We start from the raw sequence: 20,599 nt of genomic DNA on the forward strand, positions 1-20,599 counted from the left end.
TTATATGATCGGTTACTACAGCAGCCTCCGGCCGCACAAGCATAACGATGGGATACCGCCGAATTTGGCAGAAAAGAACTACTGGAATGCTCAAAGCTCGGTGGCCAAAAGCACTTGACCACTACACATCACGATCTCTCCCGACGCCAATCTATACGACTGCGAACAGTTGATGCGGGAACGAAAGCTGACATCGCTGATTGTCGCCGAAGGGCAAGAGCCGCTGGGCGTGGTGAAAAGCTTCGACGCATAGATCGATCGTGGTTCGAGCCGGCGATGGCGCAATTCTTCTTTATAGGAATCTCCAGTGAGTAATATTTTCGACATGAAAGGGTTGAGCAACCATTCACCCTTCACCCTGTTCGGCGGTATCAATGTTCTTGAGTCTCGCGATATGGCGCTGAAGGCCTGTGAGCATTACGTCGAGGTCACCAACAAGCTCTCCATCCCCTATGTGTTCAAGGCAAGCTTCGACAAGGCCAATCGCTCTTCCATTCATTCCTATCGTGGTCCGGGGATGGAAGAGGGGCTGAAGATATTCGAGGCCATCAAGTCCGAATTCGGCGTTCCCGTCATTACCGATGTCCATGAAACATGGCAGGCTGCGCCAGTGGCCGAAGTGGCGGATATCATCCAGTTGCCCGCCTTCCTGGCGCGACAGACGGACCTGGTCGTTGCCATGGCCAAGACCGGCAAGCCGGTCAATATCAAGAAGCCGCAGTTCCTGAGCCCGGCACAGATGCTGAACATCGTCGAGAAGTTCAACGAGGCGGGCAACTCGCAGCTGATGCTGTGCGACCGGGGGACATGCTTCGGTTACGACAACCTCGTGGTCGATATGCTGGGCTTCGGTGTCATGAAGAAGGTTTCCGGCGATCTGCCGATCATCTTCGACGTGACCCACGCGCTGCAACAGCGCGATCCGGGCGGTGCCGCATCAGGCGGTCGTCGGCAGCAGGTCGTCGAGTTGGCCAGCGCAGGCATGGCCACCGGCTTGGCCGGGCTGTTCCTGGAATCCCACCCCGACCCCGATAACGCCAAGTGTGATGGGCCGAGCGCATTGCCGCTGCATCTGCTCGAACCGTTCCTGACGCATATCAAGGCGATCGATGACACGGTCAAGTCATTGCCTGAACTCAAGATCGACTGAACCGGTTGTCTTCCATGAAAACAGTCATTGTGATTCCTGCCCGATATGGCTCCAGCCGTCTTCCGGGTAAGCCGCTGGCGGATATCGTCGGCAAACCGATGATCCAGCATGTTTACGAGCTTGCCAGTGCCGTGCGTAACGTCGAGGCTGTCTGGGTAGCCACTGACGACCAGCGCGTCATGGATTGCGTCGCCGGCTTTGGCGGGAATGCGGTCATGACTTCGCCCGATCAAGTTTCCGGCACCGACCGGCTGGTTGAGGTAATGCAGAAGGTCGAGGCCGATCTCTACATCAATGTGCAAGGCGATGAACCCCTCATCCGGTCCACCGATCTGGAAAGTCTGGTACGAGAGATGGAGACCGTCTCTTCCGAGGTTCATGTCGGTACGCTTTGCCATCCGATCTCGTTCGAGGAAGCGAAAAGCCCCAATAGCGTCAAGGTCGTACTCAAGGAAAACGGTGACGCGCTCTATTTCAGCCGCTCTCCGATTCCTTTTCCCCGGGAGCCTTCCGAGGCGAGCTTTTTGAAGCACGTCGGTGTCTATGCTTACCGCCGAGAGATTCTCGAGCAGTATGGCCGCCTTGGCTCGCCGATGCTGGAACGCTCCGAGGTACTGGAACAACTGCGGCTGTTATACGCGGGCATGACGATCCGCGCCGTCGAGGTCGAGCCGACGGGGCCCGGCGTCGATACGCCTGAGTGTCTCGAACGGGTCCGTGCGCGTTTCCTCGGGCAGGAATACGCCCCCGCTGATCCGCTAGCCAACGTCAAGCTGGTCATTGCTGACGTGGATGGCATTTTGACTGATGGCCGCCTGCACTATACGGAAGCGGGGGAAACGACGAAGACGTTCCATGTTCGCGATGGTCTGGGTATCAAGATGCTGATGGCGTGTGGTGTGCAGGTGGCCCTGCTGTCGGGACGTGATTCGCCGACCTTGAGAAAGCGGGCTGCGGACCTGGGTATTCGACACGTTCTCTATGGCGTGAAAGACAAGGCGGAAGCCTGCCGTCTCCTTCAGGAACAGGCGGCGGTTACCAAGGAACAGACGGTGTGCCTGGGGGACGACTCGATAGATCTTCCCGCTTTTGGCGCTTGCGGGCTGAGCTTTACGGTGAATGATGCACCCGAGTATATCGCCAGTGCGGCTACCGGCGTGCTGCCTGTCTCGGGTGGGGCGGGCGCGCTGCGCTATCTCAGCGACAAGATCCTCGAAGCTCAGGGGAAGGCCGATGTGTTCCAGTCGGTGGAAGGCTATAGTCGTGTCATGCATTCGATGGCGCAATGAAGGCCTGAGCGATGGCGGGCGGGGATAGTGAGATGAACCGGAGGGAACCGTTATGAAACGGGTTTTTCAATATCCGATCTGGCTGGGTGAGCTGTTCACCGGCGCCAAGTCTTTCAAGGCCAACCCTCTCATAGGGAACGATTATCTCAATCGCTACGGTCTTCACGTGGGGCGCGTCTGGTTGGCGTACTGGATGTCTCGTCTGCGCATGGCGATGCTGGCGCCGGGCGTGCCCAGGGCGGATCGCGAGCAGTTCCAGCAGTACGGTTACGTGCTCAAGGAAAGCTACCTGCCCGAGTCGCAGTTCCTGGCATTGGTGAAGGCGGTGCGGGAATACGAGGGTGAAATCCGCGAGTGCTGCCAGGGCGATACCAATACCCACCGGATTCTGCTGGCGCCGGAAGTGCTGGAGCAGCTGCCCCAGGTCAAGGCGGTGCTGGAAGATGCCGCGCTGAAGCGGCTGTTCCGCTATTGTGCCGGGCATGCCCGCTTGCCGATCTGCCATATCGAGAACGTGCATAACGGCAGCCGGAAAAATGACACGGTGCGGGATCCGCAGAAGAATCTGCATGTCGATACGTTCCAGCCCACCATGAAGTTCTGGCTCTATCTGGAGGACGTGACCGACGAGAATGGCCCGTTCGTGTTCGTGCCTGGCTCCAATCGTCCGCATCGCGAGCGCTTGAAGTGGGAATATCAGATGAGCCTGCGAGCCAGGGAGCATGCGGATCGCTATACGGCCCGTGGTTCGTTCCGGGTAAGCCAGGAAGAGGCCGAGAGGTTGGGCGAGGGCGGCCCACGGCCATTCCGGGTCGCGGCTAACACGCTGCTCATCGCCAATACCTTCGGTGTCCATGCCCGGGGCAATGCCGAGCCGGGCAGCTCCCGCTTGGCATTATGGGGCATGAGCCGGACCAACCCCTTCCTGCCATTGCCGGGGCTGGGATTCGAATACTTCAACCGCTTGCAGTATCGTGTGCTCCAGCGCATGCGTCGGCAGGAGGACGCCAGATCCGCTGCCAAGGGTAAGCGATCATCCTGGCATGTGATCGAGCAAAGACGCCTCTAGGCTTCTCACCGCATCACTCTTCGTTTCAGTGAAAAGCAGCCTTCGGGCTGCTTTTCACGTTTTAGGCTCCTCAGGCGTTGCGAATATCCTGAGCCCGCCTCACCAATTGCGCCTATGCCAACTGTCGCATGACGAACGGCGAGCACGCCGACTGAAGTCCTGAGTGTGAGATAAACCATCTTGTCCGTTATCTGGTGTTGCCCGATGCTGCACAGGCTGTGTCGACAGCGCCAGATCGCAGACTTTGCACGGCTATTCACTGTTCCCAATAACAACCTGCCCTATGGCGTTTCAAGGAGTCCAGGTATGAAGCCGTTGTTCAAAATCTGTGCCGTGGCCAAGGACGAAGGGCCGTATCTGGCCGAGTGGGTCTTTCACCATCTGCACTTTGGTTTCGACCTCATTCACGTCTATATCAACCGCACTTCGGACTCCTCGGTCGCCGTGCTGGAACGGATAGGCCAATCTTACCCTCAGGTCACCTTCGAGTTTCTCGACTGGATCGACCTTTGCGATCCGGGCGTCAGCGCCAAACTGCAGACGGTCGCCTATGCCAAGGAGCTCGAGCAGTCTCGCCAGCAGGGCGTGGATTGGCTCTTGTTTCTGGATGTCGATGAATTCTGGACGCCCAACGACTTTGCCACCTCCGTTGACCGTTTCGTGACCAAAAGCTGCATTGACGGGCAGCCTCAGCCTATCTGTCATTTATGGCATTGCGAGCTGGGCCAGCATGCGCCGTTCACGCCGTTACAGCGTGGTGCCGGTTACGAACTCTCTTCTCATTTGAAGACCTTGTTTCCGCTCGACGGCATCGACATTAAACACGTACGAGTGCATCACCCCATTTTCGGAGCAGAGGTGACGCCGCTGGATGCCGATGGCGCGCCGATGACGTTCGATGAGCAGCAATCGGAATTGGCATCTCACAGCGTCATGAAGCCGAAAAGCGCTTACATCATTCATCGAATGTACCGCTCGGAACAGGAGTACATGGCGTTGTCGCTTCGCGGTCGGCCTTCCCAACGCCGTCGGTTGAAGATGAATCGCCCTGGTTATCGGTCCCATCGGAATGTATCGATACGCCACCGCTTCTTCTGGCCGGAAGATGAATTCCGTGATTACGCGCTTCAGCGAGAGCGCTTTCTGGCAGCGCTCGATATCGAAAGCCTCATTACCCAGGATAAGGCCGATATTCTCGCAAGGGCTCGCCGCGCAGTGCGAATGGTACAAGAGAGGCTCGAGACGCCGGAGCGTACCCAGGCCATAGCGTTCTTGAGAGGGACGCGCCATGCCGTTGTCGAAGCCGAGAAGCCACCGGCTCCCTCGGCCGAGTCGCCAGCCGTCGAGCCGAAGCTCGATACCCCGGATCCTGCCCAGGCAACGGCGCCCTCGAGCGAAACGAATCATGACGTAGGGGAGGCCGAGCAACCGCCGGCTCCTTCGGTCGATTCGCCAGCCGCCGCCGAGCCAATCCAGGCCTCGGTCGACCAACGTGTCGGGGCGCCGGAAACGAATCTTCCGTCGACCCAGCCGGCAAGGCCCCGTTCGTGGTTCACGGTGATGCTCGGTCGGTTCGGGTTTTCCTCCCGGGATGCCTCTCAAGGGGCCACCCGTCCGGCTAGTGAGTACGATCGCCGCTGAAAATGCGCGGTCTCGAATCCTGTCGACTATCGCTCGTACGAAAGCTCGTACGAAAGCTCGTACGAAAATATCCGAAGGCCTGCCAGTACGGCAGGCCTTCGTCGTTCATTCGTCGCTTATTCGCGCTTATTCGCGCTTATTCGTCACTTATTCATCAGAGATGGCGATCGATACAGCTCGTTGCGGTCCTAGGCGGTACGCGCTTTCCACTCTGTCTCGAGCATGTCGAGGGTCCGGTCGATCTGTTCGCGGGTGTGGTCGCAGTTGAGGAAGAAGCGCAGGCGCGCGCTCTTCTCGGGCACGGCCGGGTGAAGGATCGGCTGTACGTTGATGTCGTCCTTGAGCAGGGCGTCCGATAGCCCGGCGGCCAGCACGGAGCTGCCGACGATCACCGGCACGACGGCGACACCGATGCTCTCGCCGATATCGAACCCCTTGAGCCGCGCCTGCTGCAGGAAGTAGCGCGAGATATCGTGCAAGCGCTTCAGGCGCTCGGGTTCTTCCTTCATGATCTGCAGGGCGGCCAGCGACGGCCCGGCCACCTGGGCGGGCATGCCTACGCTGTAGAGGAACCCCGGCGCGAAGTAGCGCAGCATCTCGACCAGTTCACGACAGCCGGCGATATAGCCACCGCAGCCGGAGAGTGTCTTGGAGAGCGTGCCCATCCAGATATCGACATCGAGAGCCGGCACGCCGCAGTATTCTCGCAGCCCCAGCCCCCGGTCGCCCATCACGGCGAAGGAGTGGGCTTCATCCACCATCAGCCACGCCTGGTGGCGCTGCTTGATCTCGACGAAGCGTTTCAGATCCGGGGCGTCTCCATCCATGCTGTAAAGCCCTTCGATCACCACCACCACACGCTCGAACTGGCGGCGATGGCGCGTCAGCAGCGCCTCGAGCGCGGCCGGATCGTTGTGCGCGAAGCTCATGCGGCGCGCGCCGGAGAGCTGCGCGCCGACCACGGTGCTGTTGTGGATGTACTCGTCGTGAAGGATCAGATCCTTGGGGCCGAGCAGATAGCCCAGCGTCGAGACGTTGGTGGCATGGCCGCTGACGAATGCCACGGCGTCTTCGACTTCATACGTCTCGGCGATCGCCCGTTCCAGCTCGTGGTGGATCGGCCGTTCGCCGGAGACCGGGCGGCTGGCCGAGACCGAGCTGCCATAGCGTTCCAGCGCGTCGATGCCGGCCTGGATCACCTTGGGGTGATGAGCCAGGCCGAGGTAGTTGTAGCTGGCGAAATTGATGCACTCGCGCCCGCCGATCACTGTGGTCGCCCCGGCAGTGCTCTCGTGGACCTTGAAGAATGGATCGGGAATGCCCAACCGCTTGCCGCCTTCGCGCATCATCTTGAGCTGTTGATAGCCCGGATGACGATCGAAGCGGATGAAGCGCTCGTCGACGCTGGTCGCGGCCGGCCTGGGGGCGGTATCGCCCTCCGGGCGTTGCTGGCGGCGCTGGCGGGCTTCCTGCAGCAGGCGCTGTTTCAGCACGTCGCGGGATTGGCTCATGATTTGGCCTCCCCGGCGTCGCCCTGTGATTCACCGCCATTTTGCAGCACCTCGACGCCGTGCTGGGCGGCCAGCCCGCTGAGCGCGTCTTCATCGCTGTCTGACGGGGCTTCGTCGCCACGCAGCTTGAGCATCAGGTAGTCGCACAGCTTGGCCAGTGTGCCGGCCTCGCTGAGCACCATGACCGGGACCTGGACGCCCAGGCGGGCTTCCAGCGCGGTTACCAGCTCGACGCCCATCAGCGAGTCGAAGCCCATGTCGTAGACGGATTTGTGAATATCGATCTTCTCCTCGTCGATCAGCAGGATCTTGGCGAGTTCCTTGCTGAGGACATCGATCAGGGTGGTATAGAGCGCTTCCGGCGCCAGGCTGGCCAGCAGCTTCTGCAGGTCGTCGTCGCCTTCCTGGCTGCCGTCGTCCTCGGCGGTGCGGGCGATTTCCCGGTAGCGCGGCGCTTCCGCCGTGGGCAGGAAGCGCGCCAGCGCACGCCAGTCGAGTTCGAGCACGCCGAGCGAGGCGACATCGGCCACCAGCATGCGCTCGAGCACCGCCAGGGCATCGGCGGAGGTCAGCGCCTGGCCGCCGAGACGTTCCTGCAGGCTGTCGCGGGTCTGGGTGTTGCGGGCCAGGAAGCCCACGTCCTCGATCGCGCCCCAGCGCACCACCGTCGCCGGGCGCCCGTTGGCGCGCCGGTGGGCGGTGAAGGCTTCCAGCCAGTGGTTGGCGGCCACGTAGCTCGCCTGGCCGGGGTTGCCGAACAGCGTGGTCGCCGAGGAGTAGACCACGAAGAATTCGAGTTCGTCGTCGGCGGTGAGCGAATCCAGATGGCGCGCGCCTTCGAGCTTCGGCGCCATGGCGTGGCGGATACGCGCTTCGTCGAGATTGCGGATCAGACCGTCGTCGATGACGGTTGCGGCGTGGACGATGCCGTGAATCGGGGCGAGGCTCTGGCGCGCTTCGTCCAGCACGCGTTCGAGCGCCTCGGCATCGGTCACGTCGCAGGCGCGGGCCGCCACCGTCACCCCGAGGGCTTCCAGCCGTGCGATGCCGGTTTCGGCTTCCTCGGTGGTGGGGCCGCGACGGCTCAGCAGCAACAGCTGGCGCGCGCCCTTGGCGGCCAGCCATTCGGCGGTGGCCAGACCGAAGCCGCCGAGGCCGCCGGTCACGACATAGGTGCCGGCGGCATCCAGCGTCAGCGGAATGTCCTTCGCGGGGGCTGGTGCCATCTGCGGCGGGCGTTCGTAGGTAACGACGACCTTGCCGATCTGGCGAGCCTGCTGCATGTAGCGGAACGCCTCGACCACGCGGTCGCTGCCGAATGCGATGTACGGCAGCGGCGACAGCGTGCCGTCGGCGAACAGCGCCATCATCTCGGTAAACAGCTCGCCGGTGAGTTCCGGCAACTCGCTCATCAACTGATCGGAGTCGACGCCGAAGTAACTCAGGTTGTTACGGAACGGGCGCAGGCCGACCTTGGTGTTCTCGTAGAAGTCGCGCTTGCCGAGTTCGATGAAGCGGCCGAACGGCTTGAGCACCCGCAGGTTCTGGTTGATCGCTTCACCGGCCAGAGAGTTCAGCACTACATCGACGCCATCGGCGCCGACACGCTGGCCGTTGCCGTTGCCGTTGCCGTTGCCGTTGCCGTTGCCGTTGCCGTTGCCTTCCCGGGTCTGACGTTTCAGAAAGTTGTCGTGAAGAATCTCTTCGGCAAAGGTCAGGCTGCGCGAATCGTAGATACGATCGACGCCCATCAGCCGCAGGAAGTCCTGCTTCTCCGGTGAGCCGACCGTGGCGATGATTTCCGCCCCCAGCCAGCGGCCGACCTGGATCGCGGCGAGGCCGACGCCGCCGGCCGCGCCGTGGATCAGCAGTCGTTCGCCGGGCTGTACGCGAGCCAGATGCTTGAGCGAGTAGTAGACGGTGAAGAAGGTCGTCGGGATCGTCGCCGCCGCAGCGTAGCCGATGTCGGCGGGGATCCTGGCCACCGCGTTGACATCGGCGACCAGCCGATCGCTGAAGCTGGCGGGGCCGAAGCCGACCACCGCGTCACCGGGGCGCAGCGAGCCATCGGGATCGCCGACGCTGATCACTTCACCGGCGAACTCCAGGCCCAGGGTGGGGCCGGCGAAGCCGTTTTCGATCGCTTCGTCGGAGAGCAGGCCGAGCGCGTACATCACGTCGCGGAAGTTGAGCCCGGTGGCCTTGACTGCGATCTCGACCTGGCCGGCTTGCGGCGCGGGCAGATCATGCGGCTGCCAGCGCAGATGGCGCAGCTGACCCGGCAGCTCGAAGCCCAGGCTGACGGCACGATCGCTGGCGGAGGCTTCCTCGCCGCCGACTTGCGTGCCGGGCGCCGGCGCCAGACCCAGCCTCGGCACCCAGCGCTGGCCATCGGCGTCGAGCACGATCTCGGTCTCCGCGTCCGGCACGCTGAGTTCGAACAGCAACGCATCCAGCAGCTCGTTGGACAGCGTGTCCCGGCTCGACAGCGGCAGATCCAGCAGCCGCACCTGACGGCTCCCGGCCTCGTTCTGCAGCGAACGTCCGAAGCCCCACAAGGCGGCGTCTTCAGCTAGCTTGGAAAGATCAGACGACATGGAACCGTGCGGCGCGCTTGCTGCGGCTTCGGGCAGCTTGGAAAGCGCGGTGGCGTCGGACTGCGTAGAAAGCGCGGTGGCGTCGGACCGCTTGGAAAGCGCGGTGGCGTCGGACTGTGTAGAAAGCGCGGTGGCGTCGGACCGCTTGGAAAGCGCGGCTTCGGGCGCGATGAAGAAATGCGCACCCACACCCAGCGTCAGCCACCAGAGCGCGGCAGGGCTCTCGTGAGCCTCCAGTGTCTGCAGCCACTGAGCCGCCAGTACGCAGCGATCTTCGGCGGCGGTTGCCAGGCCGCGCAGGTCAACGATCTGGCTCGGGTCGAAGGACTCGAGCGCCAGCGGGAGCAGGTCCTGGGGCGCCAGTTCGCTGCCGACCAGGTGGTGCACGGTCTGGCCCAGTGTCTCGAAGCGCTTGACCAGTTTCGACGCCAGCCACTGGGCAGCGTCGTTGCTGATGATAAGCCACTGCTCGGCGGGATGGGCCGCATCGCCACGGAGTCGCTCGGATTCGGTTTCCGTCGAGCGCGCCGTCATCGGCGCCTGGGCGGTCAACAGCTGCAGGCCGCCTTGCTCGCTTTCCAGCGCGTGGCGTTCGATCTGACGATATCCCAGCGCTTCCAGTTGCTGCAGCGTGGCCTGGAGATCGGCAGGGCGGGTGTCCGGTTCCATCGCCATCGACAGGAACGACTGCCAATCGGTGTCTCCCAGTACCAAAAACGCGATCTGGGCGTCGTCCGCCAACTGCGCCGGCAGCCAGCGCAGCAGCTTGTCGATTTCGTTCTGCGTGCCATCCAGCGTCACCAGCGCGACGTTGGCACCGATCGCGGGAGCGTCGGCATCGAGCGTCAGCAGATCGACTCTGGCGTCGTGTTCCGCCAGGGGTTGTGCTTCGCTCGATGCGCTGTCTCTCAGGGCGACGAAGCGATATTGGGCGCGATCGCCGGTCAGGCCGCTCATCAGCCGTTCGCCGAGCTGCGGACGCAGCGCCGAGGCCTCGAGCATCACCAGCCGCTGGTGGGGCGGCAGCAGCTCCAGCGACATGGCATATTGCGAAAGCCAGGTATCTGCCAGCGCGTACCAGCCGCGTTCACTGACGGCAGCCTGTACCAGCCGTGTCAGACGCGGGGCATCCAAGCCCAGCGTGGCCCGGCTATCAAGATGATCGTCGAGACGCCCTTCGAGCCAGTCCGTCAGGTGCAGGCCGAAGCGGCCGATGCTGTGGGTCAGCGCGGCGTAGTCCGGGTAGTCCCGAATCAGCAGGTTCCATATCGTTGCCGCGTCGATCTCCGGCGCTTCCTGCAACTGCCAGCCGGTCGGCGTTTCCGCCGCGATGCCGATGGCGAGCGCGAGTTCGATGACCGCCTGGCGGCGCTGGCGGGTCTCGGTCGTGCCGGTCTCGGGATTCTTGGCGAGCAGTGGGTCGACGAGCAGCGGGTCGGCGAACAGTGGGTCGGTGAGCAGTTGATCGGCAAAGAGCTGGCCGTCGCTGTCGGCATAGCCGCGCAGCGCCTCGTCGAGAAACGCGGAGACCAGCGTCTCGAGCAGCGGTTCGACTTCGTCGCCGTAGCGGCCATCGGTCACGCTGCGGTAGTTCTCGATCAGCTGACCCAGCGCCAGCTCGGCGGTGGCGTCGTCGAGCGGCAGCGCGGCGGCTTCACGCGGCGCCGGTACCAGGCGATGGTCCAGATAGCTGAGCCGGTGCTGTACGGCGTGACGCAGGCGGGCGGCCTTGAAACGCGCGCCTTCGACCACCGCCACGGCGTTGCCGGCGGCATCGAACAGCGCGACGTCGGCGCACAGCGAGTGCGGTGCGCGACTGGTCAGGCGTACTTCCATCGACGCCGGCGGCGCGGCATCGACCTGGAGCTGGAGTCGCTCCAGGCGCACCGGTACGAAAGCCAGGCCGCCGGCCTTGGCGAGTTCATTTGCCAGCAGCGGAATGAAGAGCTGGAAGGCGCTGTCGAGAATCCCCGGTGCCAGCAGGCAGTCGCGCTGATCCTCGGCGATGGCAGCGGGCAGCTCGACGCGACCCACGGCACGGTCGCCCTCGACCCACACGTCGCTGATCGCCTGGAAGCCGGGGCCGTACTCAAGCCCCACGTGCGCGGCCATCGCCAGATGCTGCTCGTGGGTATAATCCGCCGGCCGGTCCGGCAGCGGCGTGCCACGACGCGTCAGCAGCAGGCCGCGCGTCTGCGCCGCGATGCGGGCGCGGGCATTGAGCGTCCAGGCATCCTCGCTGGCCGGCTCGCGGGTCTTCATGGTCAGGGTGCCGTCGGCATCCTGAATCTCCAGCTGCAGCTTCTTGCCATGGGTGGCGTCCAGCAGCAGCGGGCTGAGAATTTCCAGCGCTTCGATGTCCAGCACCGGCGATGCCTTGGCAGCCGCGGCGGCGGCGAGCGCCAATTCCGCGAAACCGGCGCCGGGGAATACCGTGGCGTCACCGACACGATGGTCGGCCAGCCAGGGGAGGCGGCGGGTATCGAGCTGGCTTTCCCACACCATGCCCTGACGCGCCAAGCGGTAGCCCAGCAGCGGGTGTTCGTAGTGGCGTCCCATCAGGCCCTGGGAGTCACCGGTCGTCTTGATCCAGTAGCGCTCGCGCTGCCAAGGGTAGTGCGGCAAGTCTACGAAGCGACCGGCAACCGGGAACCACGCCTCGGGAGAAACGGCACCGCTGACCAGCAGGGCGGCGAGGCTGGCTTCCATGGCACTGGCGCCGTCATGATCGCGGCTCAGCGTGCCGATGGCGCTGCCGGTTACCGACCGGGCGGTGAAGGCATCGGTCAGGTAGCGGCGCAGGATGGGCTGGGCACCGATCTCGATGAACGCACGGGCACCGGACTCGATCAGCGAGTCGACCGCCGGTCCGAACTGCACCGGTTCCCGGATGTTGAGCCACCAGTATTCGGCACCCAGTTCGCCGCCTTCCAGTACCTTGCCGGCAACGGTGGAGATGAATGGCACGCGACCGGCACGAGGCGTGATGTGTCTCAGCGCGTCGATCACGTCCTGGCGGATCGGGTCCATGGCCGGGCTATGGAAGGCGTAATCCAGCGCCAGGCGCTTGGCGAAGACCCGCTCGGCGGAGAGCGCCGCTTCCAGGCGCTCGAGCGCTTGTGCGGGGCCGGCCAGCGTCACGCCCTTGGGGCTGTTGTCCCCGGCGATCACGATGTCCCCATAGCCCTTGGAACCGTCCTTGGAACCGTCCTTGGAATCGGCGGGATCGTCCAGCCAGCGCTGCATGGCATCTGCACCGAGGCCGACGGCGGTCATTTCGCCGCTGCCCCGGGTGCGACCCTGGCCGGCGCTGCGGTGGTAGATGACGCTGACCGCATCGGCCAGGCTCAGCGCGCCGCAGGCCCAGGCCGCGGCGACTTCACCTACGCTGTGGCCGGTGACGGCTGCAGGGCGCACGCCTTCGGATTCGAGCAGTCGGGTCACGCCGACCTGGAGCGCGAACAGCGCCGGCTGGGCGATTTCCGTCCGCGCCAGGCGATCTTCGCCCTTGGCGGCGTTCTGTTGATTGCCCGTCCGTTGATTATCCGCCTGTTGATTGGTGCCATCGAGTTCGGCACGCAGCGAGAAGCCGGCGTGGCTGGCGAACAGCGCGTCGACCTCGTCGACGGCGGCAGCGAAGACCGGGGATTCGTTCAGCAGCGTGCGGCCCATCGCCTCCCACTGGCAGCCGTTGCCGTCGTAGACGAATACTGGGCCGAAACCGTTGTCGACCCGTTCGCCAACGGCGGCGCCGGGAACGCTCTCGGCGGCGGCCAGGGCATCCAGCCGGGTGATCGCATCGGCGGCGTTGTTGCTGAGCAGTACCGCCGCGTGCGGATGGCGTTCGCGGCGGAAGGCCAAGCTGTAGGCGGTGTCGTAGAACGACACGTTGCCCGCGGTCAGGTTGTCGCTCAGGCGGGCGGCGAACTCGCGCAGCGCTTCCGGGCTGCGGGCGCTCAGGCATAGCGGCAGTTTGCGGACGGGTGCCTTGGGTTGGCCGGCTGCCTCGGGCTGCGGCGTCTCGCTCGGCGACTGCAGAATGACGTGGGCGTTGGCGCCGCCGAAACCGAACGAGTTGATGCCGATGGTCAACTGGCCTTCGGCTTTCAGCTTGCGCGGCTTGTCGACGATGTCGAGATTCCAGCCTTCCAGGTCGATCCTCGGGTTGACCTTGCGAATACCGATGGTGGCGGGTACTTCACGTTCACGCAGGGCATAAAGCGCCTTGGCCAGCCCCGCGACGCCAGAGGCGGTCTCCAGATGGCCGAGGTTGCTCTTGACCGAACCGATCGGCAGCGGCGTCTTGCGCTTCTGGCCGATCGCCGCGCCAATGGCGCGGGTTTCCAGCGGGTCGCCGACGGCAGTGCCGGTGCCGTGGGCTTCCAGATAGTCGATGTCGTCCGGCGTCAGCCCCGCACGCGCCAGGGTCTGGCTCATCAGCGCGACCTGGGCATCGGTGTTGGGCACGGTCAGGCCTTTCTTGAAACCATCGGTATTGACGCCGCTACCGGCGACGATGGCCAGGATACGGTCGCCGTCGGCGACGGCCTTGTCGTAGTCCTTGAGCAGGAAGATGCCGCCGCCCTCGGAGCGCACGTAGCCGTCTCCGGATTCGTCGAAGACCTGGCAACGTCCGGTGGGCGAGAGCATGCTCGCCTTGGAGAAGATGATGAAGCCGAACGGGTGCAGATGCAGGCTCATGCCGCCGGCCAGCGCCATTTCCGTTTCGCCGCTGCGGATCGACTGGCACGCCTGGTGAAAGGCGACCAGCGACGAGGAACAGGCGGTATCCATCGACATGCTCGGGCCGTGCAGGTCGAACACATAGGAGATGCGGTTCGAGGCGATGCTCGATGTGTTGCCGGTCGCGGTCGAGGTGTCGATCACCGACATGTCGTCGGCCATGCGGTACGAATAGTCGAGACTGGCGATACCCAGGAACACGCCACATTGACTGCCGCGCAGCGTCTGCGGCGGGATGCCGGCGTCTTCCATCGCTTCCCAGGCCATTTCCAGCAGGATGCGCTGCTGCGGGTCCATCTGGGCGGCTTCACGCGGCGAGATGCCGAAGAAGCTGGCGTCGAAGCCGGCAATGTCGCCGAGACTGCCGGCGGCAAAAGTGTAGCTGGTGCCAGGGTGCTGCTTGTCGGGATGGCGATAGGCCTCCATACCCCAGCGGTCGTCGGCGACTGTGGTGACGAGGTCTTCACCAGCCTTGAGCGCTTGCCAGAAACGTTGTGATGTCGGGGCACTCGGGAACCGGTGAGCTGCGCCGATGATGGCAACGCGTTTGGTCATTGGGACTCCTTGCTTCGTAGCATTGGCTACGCCTTTCTCAATTCGCACCAAACTCGCCGGCATGTTCGATGATTCTGTCGTAGATCGTTGTGCCTAATTTATCGGCTGGGAGCGTCATTCGTACGTTATCGCTCGAATGGGGTGCGGTCTGCCAGATGAAATAGTTCGTTAAACCATCCGGCTCGCCATGCAGTGCGTAGACTTTCGGCATGATCGGCACATGGTCTCCGTAGAAACCCAGAATGCCGGGCCGTTCATTTCTCCGAAGAGAATCCCTGAGTCGTCCAAGCATACAATCGGTATTGCGCAGATGCCTTAGATAAACCGTTAGCGCTTCGCAACCGCGGGTAACGCGGCCTTCGAGCCACCGTTCGGCGACGGTCGGGTCTGCCACTTCCAGATGGAGCGGGCCGTGGGTCTCCATGCTGATCACAAAAATAAACAGTGGCTTCCCGTCGGCCGCTGCCAATTGCTGCTGAACCCTCTCCGCCAATGCGAGATCGCCGATGTACTGGCCGTCGCGCTCGCTGATGTCGAAGTCGGCGATGTCCAGGAAGGTATCGAAGCCCAGCCTGGGGTAGACCTTGTCACGCAGATAGAAGCTGGCTGGATACGGGTGAATGCAGACGGTGCGATAACCCAGGCGCTTGAGCGCGCCGGCCAGGCTGTTGGCCGGCAGTTTCGATAGCTGATGGTAGGGGTTGAAGCGATGCACGCCGAGCCGGGACGGCGTGAACCCGGTGAGCACCGCGCACTCTGTGCGCACGGTATTGGCGCCCCAGGCGGGCACGTCGAAACGCCCGCTCTGCAACGCTTCAGTCATTAGCGCGTCGTACTCGCCGAGCAGTTCGCGGCGAATGGCCGGGTGCCAGTCGCGCGGATCGAAGAAGGATTCGCTCTGAACCAGTACCACGTTCGGCAGCCTGGCGGCATCGATCGCGTCAGGATCGGCCGGCGCTGCGAAGGCGGCGTCATTATCCTGGCGGTCGATGGGGTGGCGTGTCAGCCGACCGTAGGCCCAGAGATAGGGGTAGAGGCCGAGCCTGACCAGGTCTTCGTTGGGCTCCAGCGTGCAATCGGGCAGGCGGGGCAGTTGCCGGGCCAATGCGGCAACGCTCGCCGCGACCAGCACCAGCGTCCCCAGCAGCGACCAGGGCGCATTGGCGTGACCGTAAAGCGAGGGCTCGAGCCAGAAGCCGATGCCGATCGCGATGGCGCCGGCCGCGCTGGCGGCAATGGTCAGGCCGATACCGAAAAATGGAATGTAAAGCCGAGGATGGCGCACCGCATCGACGAAGTACTCGAAGTCCTGACACAGGAAGGGTTCCCGCAGGGAGGTCGACTTGGTGTTGTTGACCTGGATGACCACCATCTGCAGCGAGGCGGCGATCACCAGCGCGAACCAGGGGCGCTGCACCACCAGCAGCCAGAAGGCGAAATGCAGCACCGCAGTCGCCAGATGTACGGCGATCGCGGCCGGAGCACGTTGCCACAGCGGCTGGGGGCGAGGTTTCAGCAGTAGTTCGAACAGGCTGGTGACGACCAGCGTGGCGATCGTGGCCCAGAACTCGTTCCAGAAGCCCTGAATCATCGATGCGCTCCGTCGCCATGGTCGGGATCATAGCCGAGCCAATTGAGCAGGCGCTGGGAGATCGCCGCCGGCAGCACGGCCAGCCACCAGCAGCCGAAATTGAGCGGGAACGGGAAGCTGATCCGGGCACGGTTGCGCTCGATGCCCCGGGCAATGACCTTGGCGGCGCGTTCGGGTTGCCACAGAAACGGCTTGGGGCCAGGCATCTCGTGGCACATCTTCGAGCTGACGTAGCCCGGCATGACCACGTTGACGCCGACGCCGTAAGGCGCCAGCCAGCCGCGCAGTGCTTCGCCATAGGCCTTGACGCCGGCCTTGCTGGCGCTGTAGCTCGGCGTGACCGGCAGGCCGTGATAGGCCGCCAGCGAGCTCATTAGCACGAGTTGGCCGTGGCCGGCGGCGCGCATACGCTTGCCGAGGAAGTTGCCCATCGCCATCGGCACGCGCAGGTTGATCTCGAGCAGACGGCTGGCGTCTTCCCACGGCTCGCCACTACCGTCCTCGCCGATGTTGATGTTCATGCCGGCGTTGATGATGACGATGTCCGGCACTGAGGGGTCACACAGCGATTCCAGCCAGCCGAACAGCGCTTCGTCCTTATCCTGTTCGAACTGGCCCGGTTCGGTCTGACCCAGTTCGACCTGGCTCAGCTCGACCTCGGCACCGGCGTCGCGGCAGGTATCGGCCAGCGCCTCGAGCACGTCGCGCTGCCGGCCATGCAGGATCAACTGGTTGCCGGGCCTGGCATAAACGGCGGCCAGCGCCTGGCCGATGGCACCGGTAGCGCCAGTGATGACGATTCGGGTCATGACGCGATCTCATCCATGAGCTGTTTTAATGGAGAGCGCTCTCTTTGCAGCGCTTGCAGGGCATTTCCCGCGGCCAGGTCAATGCCGGGACGGCAGTAGAACCCGCCATTGATCTGAACCGTCTGGGCGACCGTTCGGCGGTAGGCTCGGAAGAGTGTCGCGTCCGGGGCCGGGGTATCGAGCCAGAAATCATCCAGCGTGCCCTGATGAGTCAAACCTGCGATGTCGTAGATCGGTGAGGCCAGGGTGTGGGTCGGGCACCCGAATCCCAGCGCCACGTTGCCGGCGGTGCTGTTGACCGTGATCAGGCCGTTGGCTCGTTTGAGCAGGGCCTCGAGGTTGCCGCCTTCGAGGTAGACCAGGCGGTCGCCCAGGTCGTATTCATGGGCCAATACCTTGATCAGCCGTGCGTACTGGGCCAGCCCCATGTCGAGCGGGTGGTTCTTGATCACCAGAAATGCATCGCTTGGTGCATGGTAGGCGAACGAAGCGGCCACCTTGCCGATCACTTCCTGCATGTTCTTGTAGTCGGAGTGGTAACGGATCTGGGCGTCGTTCTTCAACTGCAGCGGCAGCAGGTAGAACGGGCGCCGGGATTCCATCAACGCCTGCAAGCGCTCATTGTCGCTACGTTTCCAATGTGGCTTGCGGAGCTTGCGCAGCAGGAAGCCGGCGTACTCCACCGGCGCCGTGACCAGGGCGTGATTGCGGTAGTGCGGATGCAGAAACGGGTTCGCGGCGCCGGCCAGGTGATAGAGCACGTCGTGCCTCGCACGGGTGTGGAACTGGTTGGGAAAGGCTTGAGGGCGTCCGACACTGGGCAGGCGCTTGCCGGCTTCCCGATACCAGGCGGGGTCGCGTGGCAGCAGCGAATGGGCGTTGACGCCCTCGCGCTCCAGCGTCACCCAGTAAGGCCGGAAATAGCCCTCTTCGAAGACATGATTGCGGATGCCGCGACGACGCGCGGCCAGAATCGCACGACGATGCACCGGGCGACGGTCGCCGAAGACCACCTGGTCGGTGATGCCGTGACGCTCCCAGATCCCGCAAAGGAACTCGGGAATGTCCTTGGCCTGGCCACGATAGACGTAGGTGTTTCCCTGGCGCCAGTAGACGCTGTCACCCACGGTGAAATTGACCTTGGTCACCGCATGGCCCGCCGCCCGCAACCGCTCGCCCAGCCGGTCGAAGAACGGGGAGCAGACACCTTGTAGCAGCAAAAAGTGTTTGCGCATGTTGCTCAAAGTCAAAGCACTCAAGTCATCGCCTTCTGGAAAACAGGTTGCGGTATAGCCGATACAGGCGGACGCGCAGAGGAAGTCCCGAGCGTTGGTCGCGCTGCTGCCGCATCAGTTCGACGGCGGTATCGGCGTTGCAAAGCTCGCCAGTGGCAGGGTCGACGTAGGTTGGATACATCAACAGCGCGCCAGCGATCAGCGCGTCCAGCGTCAGCCGTCGTTGGCGACGCGAGGCATGTAGCCGATCGTGGGTCAGCCCCCAGCCGGCATAGAACGGCAGCCCGTAGGTATGCACTTCCACACCCCGCAACAGCCCTTCGAAGCCCGTCAACGAGCACATGGTGTGGATCTCGTCGGCAAGTGCGATCAGATCGACGATGTCGTAGTCGACCAGTTCAAGGTCGTAGAGCTTGCGTGCGGTGTTGTCGAACAGGCCGATCCGTGCCCCCGAGACGACGTCCGGATGCGGCTTGTAGACGACGAATGCGTCGGGCCGATTCTGTCGGACGGCCTCGAGCAACGCCTGATTGGTCTTGATCTCGGGTGAACCATGGGCGATCGAGGCGTCGCTCTCGACCTGGCCGGGCACCAGCACGATCGGGCGGGCGCCGATGACCTCCGTCGGGAGCGAGGGCCGCGTCTTGCCACGCACGTTGTACTTCGACAGCTTCAGCTCGATCAGGCGCTGGCGCAGGCGGTTGGCACGTGCCAGCAGCGCAGGTTCGAAATCGGTCTTCGCCAGCAGGTGCTCGAGATCGCTGGGGCTATTGGCGTCGTAATAGAGTCCGCGAGAGTCGAAGGCCAATGACAGCGGCCGGGTCAGGTCGACCCCGAGCCCGACCGAACGCACGAAGCCATCCTCCATTCGCCATAATTTCAGGCCGTGCTGACGGCATAGCGCCTTGATCTCGTCGGTGGCTTTCTGCCCCCACACCACCAGGCTGTCCCGTCCTTCCAGTTCGAGCGGCTGAGGACGATCGCCCTGGAGAAAGCGCACGCTCGACGCCGGGCCGAGGAAATCGGTAATGAAGGCGCGTTTCCAGCTGGAAAAGCCGACAGCCAGCCAACGCCCGGCAAGTCGGTCACGCTGACGCTTCTGGTCGGCGATCAGGTCAATGGTGGCCTCCAGCGTCGACGCTTGCCCGGTATAGGGGTTGGCGTAGCGGCAGTAGCGCAGATAGGCCGCGGCGAACAGTTCCGGCAGTGTGCGTTGACGCTGGCGGCGCTCGCAGCGTAGCGCATCCCGGGTCAGCCCCCAGCCGGCATAGAACGGCATGCCGAAACAGTGCACCGGCTTTTCTGCCATCAGCGCCTCGAGCCCCAACTGGCTGGTGACCACGTAGACCGAGCCGACGGCGTCAAATAACGCCCATGGATTGAGGTCGTCACCGATCAGCCGGCAACGGGGGTGCTTTGATGCCTGGGTCAGATAACCCTGCTTGCGTCCGGCAATGACGTCGGGATGAGTCTTGATCAGGATCTCGGCATCCGGATGGTCGGCGATCGCGCACTCCAGCATGTGCTGGAAAGAGCTGGCATCGGCCATGCCGTAAGTGATGGAGGCGTCGTCGCGGGTCTGGTCGACGATCAGCACTCGCGGTCGATCGGCGGGGGGCAGCGGCCGATCCGGCGCGTGATTGTATTTCGACAGCCGCAGCTGGCGCAGACGCTGCATGGCCAGGTTGGCACGTGCCAGTTCGTCTGCTTCGAAATTGGCCTCGGCGAGCAGCCGCTCCAGATCGGACGGGCGGGTCGCGTCGTAATAGATGCCGCTGCAGTCCACGACCAGGCTGTGCGGCTGGGAATAGTTGACGCCCAGACCCAGCGATCGCAGGAAGCCATCCTCGATGGCGACGTAAGGCACGCCGCGCCGCGCGGCCAACCGTCTTGCCTGTGTCGAGGTGGGCTTCAAGCCCCAGCCGAGAATCGCATCGACGGGCTGTCGGCTACCCGGTCTGAGGCGGACCTGGCGCGAATATTCCGGTAGCAGGCAGCGGATGATATTCCAGCGTGCCAAGCCTTTGGAGAGATAGCCGGCCACACGGGGGGAGGACGGTCGCAGGACTGTCGAATCGTTGGGCATGGGTCACTAAAAGCGGATGCGGTCCGTCGTCAAAGAGAACGTCAAATAAAAGTTTGCATCACTGCCTCTTGCTTGGTTCCCAAGAGCACTCGAGCGATTCGAGTCCCAGTGCTAAGGCAAATTTCAAATTTATTGTAACTCAACGCGCAGAATAAGCCTGCTTTTACGGTGTGTCGAATTGATAAAGCTAAGAATTTTGTAACTATTCAGGTGGCTGCGGATGGCATGTCGCCAACCACCTGATTTTTTTGGCATAGTGTGCCTGATCCTTCGGCACGTCTATGCGGTGACATGACCATCAGCGATATCAACGTCGACGAGGC

General features: G+C 63.4%; 11 protein-coding genes. 5 read left to right on the forward strand and 6 right to left on the reverse strand.

Translation table 11 applies throughout. The features are described 5' to 3' along the window. Nucleotides 1-133 precede the first annotated feature (133 nt). The 5 genes from R3F72_RS18675 (at nucleotide 134) to R3F72_RS17570 (ending at nucleotide 5,149) form a co-directional block, all read left to right on the forward strand. A complete protein-coding gene (locus R3F72_RS18675) occupies nucleotides 134-253 on the forward strand; it encodes a hypothetical protein (RefSeq protein ID WP_442978366.1) in 120 nt (39 codons plus the stop codon). Nucleotides 254-325: 72 nt separating this feature from the next. Further along, nucleotides 326-1,150 carry a 3-deoxy-8-phosphooctulonate synthase gene (gene kdsA / locus R3F72_RS17555; protein ID WP_332780362.1) on the forward strand — a complete coding sequence of 275 codons (825 nt, stop codon included), beginning with the start codon at nucleotides 326-328 and terminating at the stop codon, nucleotides 1,148-1,150. 14 nt (nucleotides 1,151-1,164) lie between these two features. Then, complete coding sequence (gene kdsB / locus R3F72_RS17560; protein WP_332780363.1) at nucleotides 1,165-2,439, forward strand: 3-deoxy-manno-octulosonate cytidylyltransferase; 1,275 nt, start codon at nucleotides 1,165-1,167, stop codon at nucleotides 2,437-2,439. A 52-nt stretch (nucleotides 2,440-2,491) separates the two neighbouring features. Then, complete coding sequence (locus R3F72_RS17565) at nucleotides 2,492-3,508, forward strand: phytanoyl-CoA dioxygenase family protein (RefSeq protein ID WP_332780355.1); 1,017 nt, start codon at nucleotides 2,492-2,494, stop codon at nucleotides 3,506-3,508. A 306-nt stretch (nucleotides 3,509-3,814) separates the two neighbouring features. Further along, a complete protein-coding gene (locus R3F72_RS17570; protein ID WP_332780356.1) occupies nucleotides 3,815-5,149 on the forward strand; it encodes a glycosyltransferase family 2 protein in 1,335 nt (444 codons plus the stop codon). A gap of 188 nt (nucleotides 5,150-5,337) precedes the next feature. Here R3F72_RS17570 and R3F72_RS17575 read toward each other — a convergent pair whose 3' ends face one another. From R3F72_RS17575 to R3F72_RS17600, 6 genes are read right to left on the reverse strand one after another with little or no spacing between them, the layout of a single operon-like run. Beyond that, nucleotides 5,338-6,660 (reverse strand): aminotransferase class I/II-fold pyridoxal phosphate-dependent enzyme, encoded by a 1,323-nt coding sequence (locus tag R3F72_RS17575; protein ID WP_087720569.1) that lies wholly within the window; start codon nucleotides 6,658-6,660, stop codon nucleotides 5,338-5,340. Then, entirely contained in the window at nucleotides 6,657-14,555 is a 7,899-nt protein-coding gene (locus R3F72_RS17580) for an SDR family NAD(P)-dependent oxidoreductase (RefSeq protein ID WP_332780357.1), read from the reverse strand. The genes R3F72_RS17575 and R3F72_RS17580 overlap by 4 nt, the downstream gene beginning before the upstream one ends. A 37-nt stretch (nucleotides 14,556-14,592) precedes the next feature. Continuing rightward, entirely contained in the window at nucleotides 14,593-16,146 is a 1,554-nt protein-coding gene (locus R3F72_RS17585) for an LTA synthase family protein (protein WP_332780358.1), read from the reverse strand. Next, on the reverse strand, nucleotides 16,143-16,955 hold the full coding sequence (locus tag R3F72_RS17590; protein WP_332780359.1) for an SDR family NAD(P)-dependent oxidoreductase: 813 nt from the start codon (nucleotides 16,953-16,955) through the stop codon (nucleotides 16,143-16,145). Before R3F72_RS17590 ends, R3F72_RS17585 begins: the two co-directional genes overlap by 4 nt. Next, nucleotides 16,952-18,214, reverse strand: coding sequence for a capsule biosynthesis protein (locus R3F72_RS17595; RefSeq protein ID WP_332780360.1), 1,263 nt, complete (start codon nucleotides 18,212-18,214; stop codon nucleotides 16,952-16,954). Before R3F72_RS17595 ends, R3F72_RS17590 begins: the two co-directional genes overlap by 4 nt. Nucleotide 18,215: 1 nt before the next feature. Next, nucleotides 18,216-20,276: a capsular polysaccharide biosynthesis protein gene (locus R3F72_RS17600; RefSeq protein ID WP_332780361.1), complete on the reverse strand. Its 2,061-nt coding sequence runs from the start codon at nucleotides 20,274-20,276 to the stop codon at nucleotides 18,216-18,218. Nucleotides 20,277-20,599: the final 323 nt, after the last annotated feature.

The sequence above is a fragment of the Salinicola sp. 4072 genome (assembly GCF_036663415.1).
Classification (GTDB): domain Bacteria; phylum Pseudomonadota; class Gammaproteobacteria; order Pseudomonadales; family Halomonadaceae; genus Salinicola; species Salinicola salarius_A.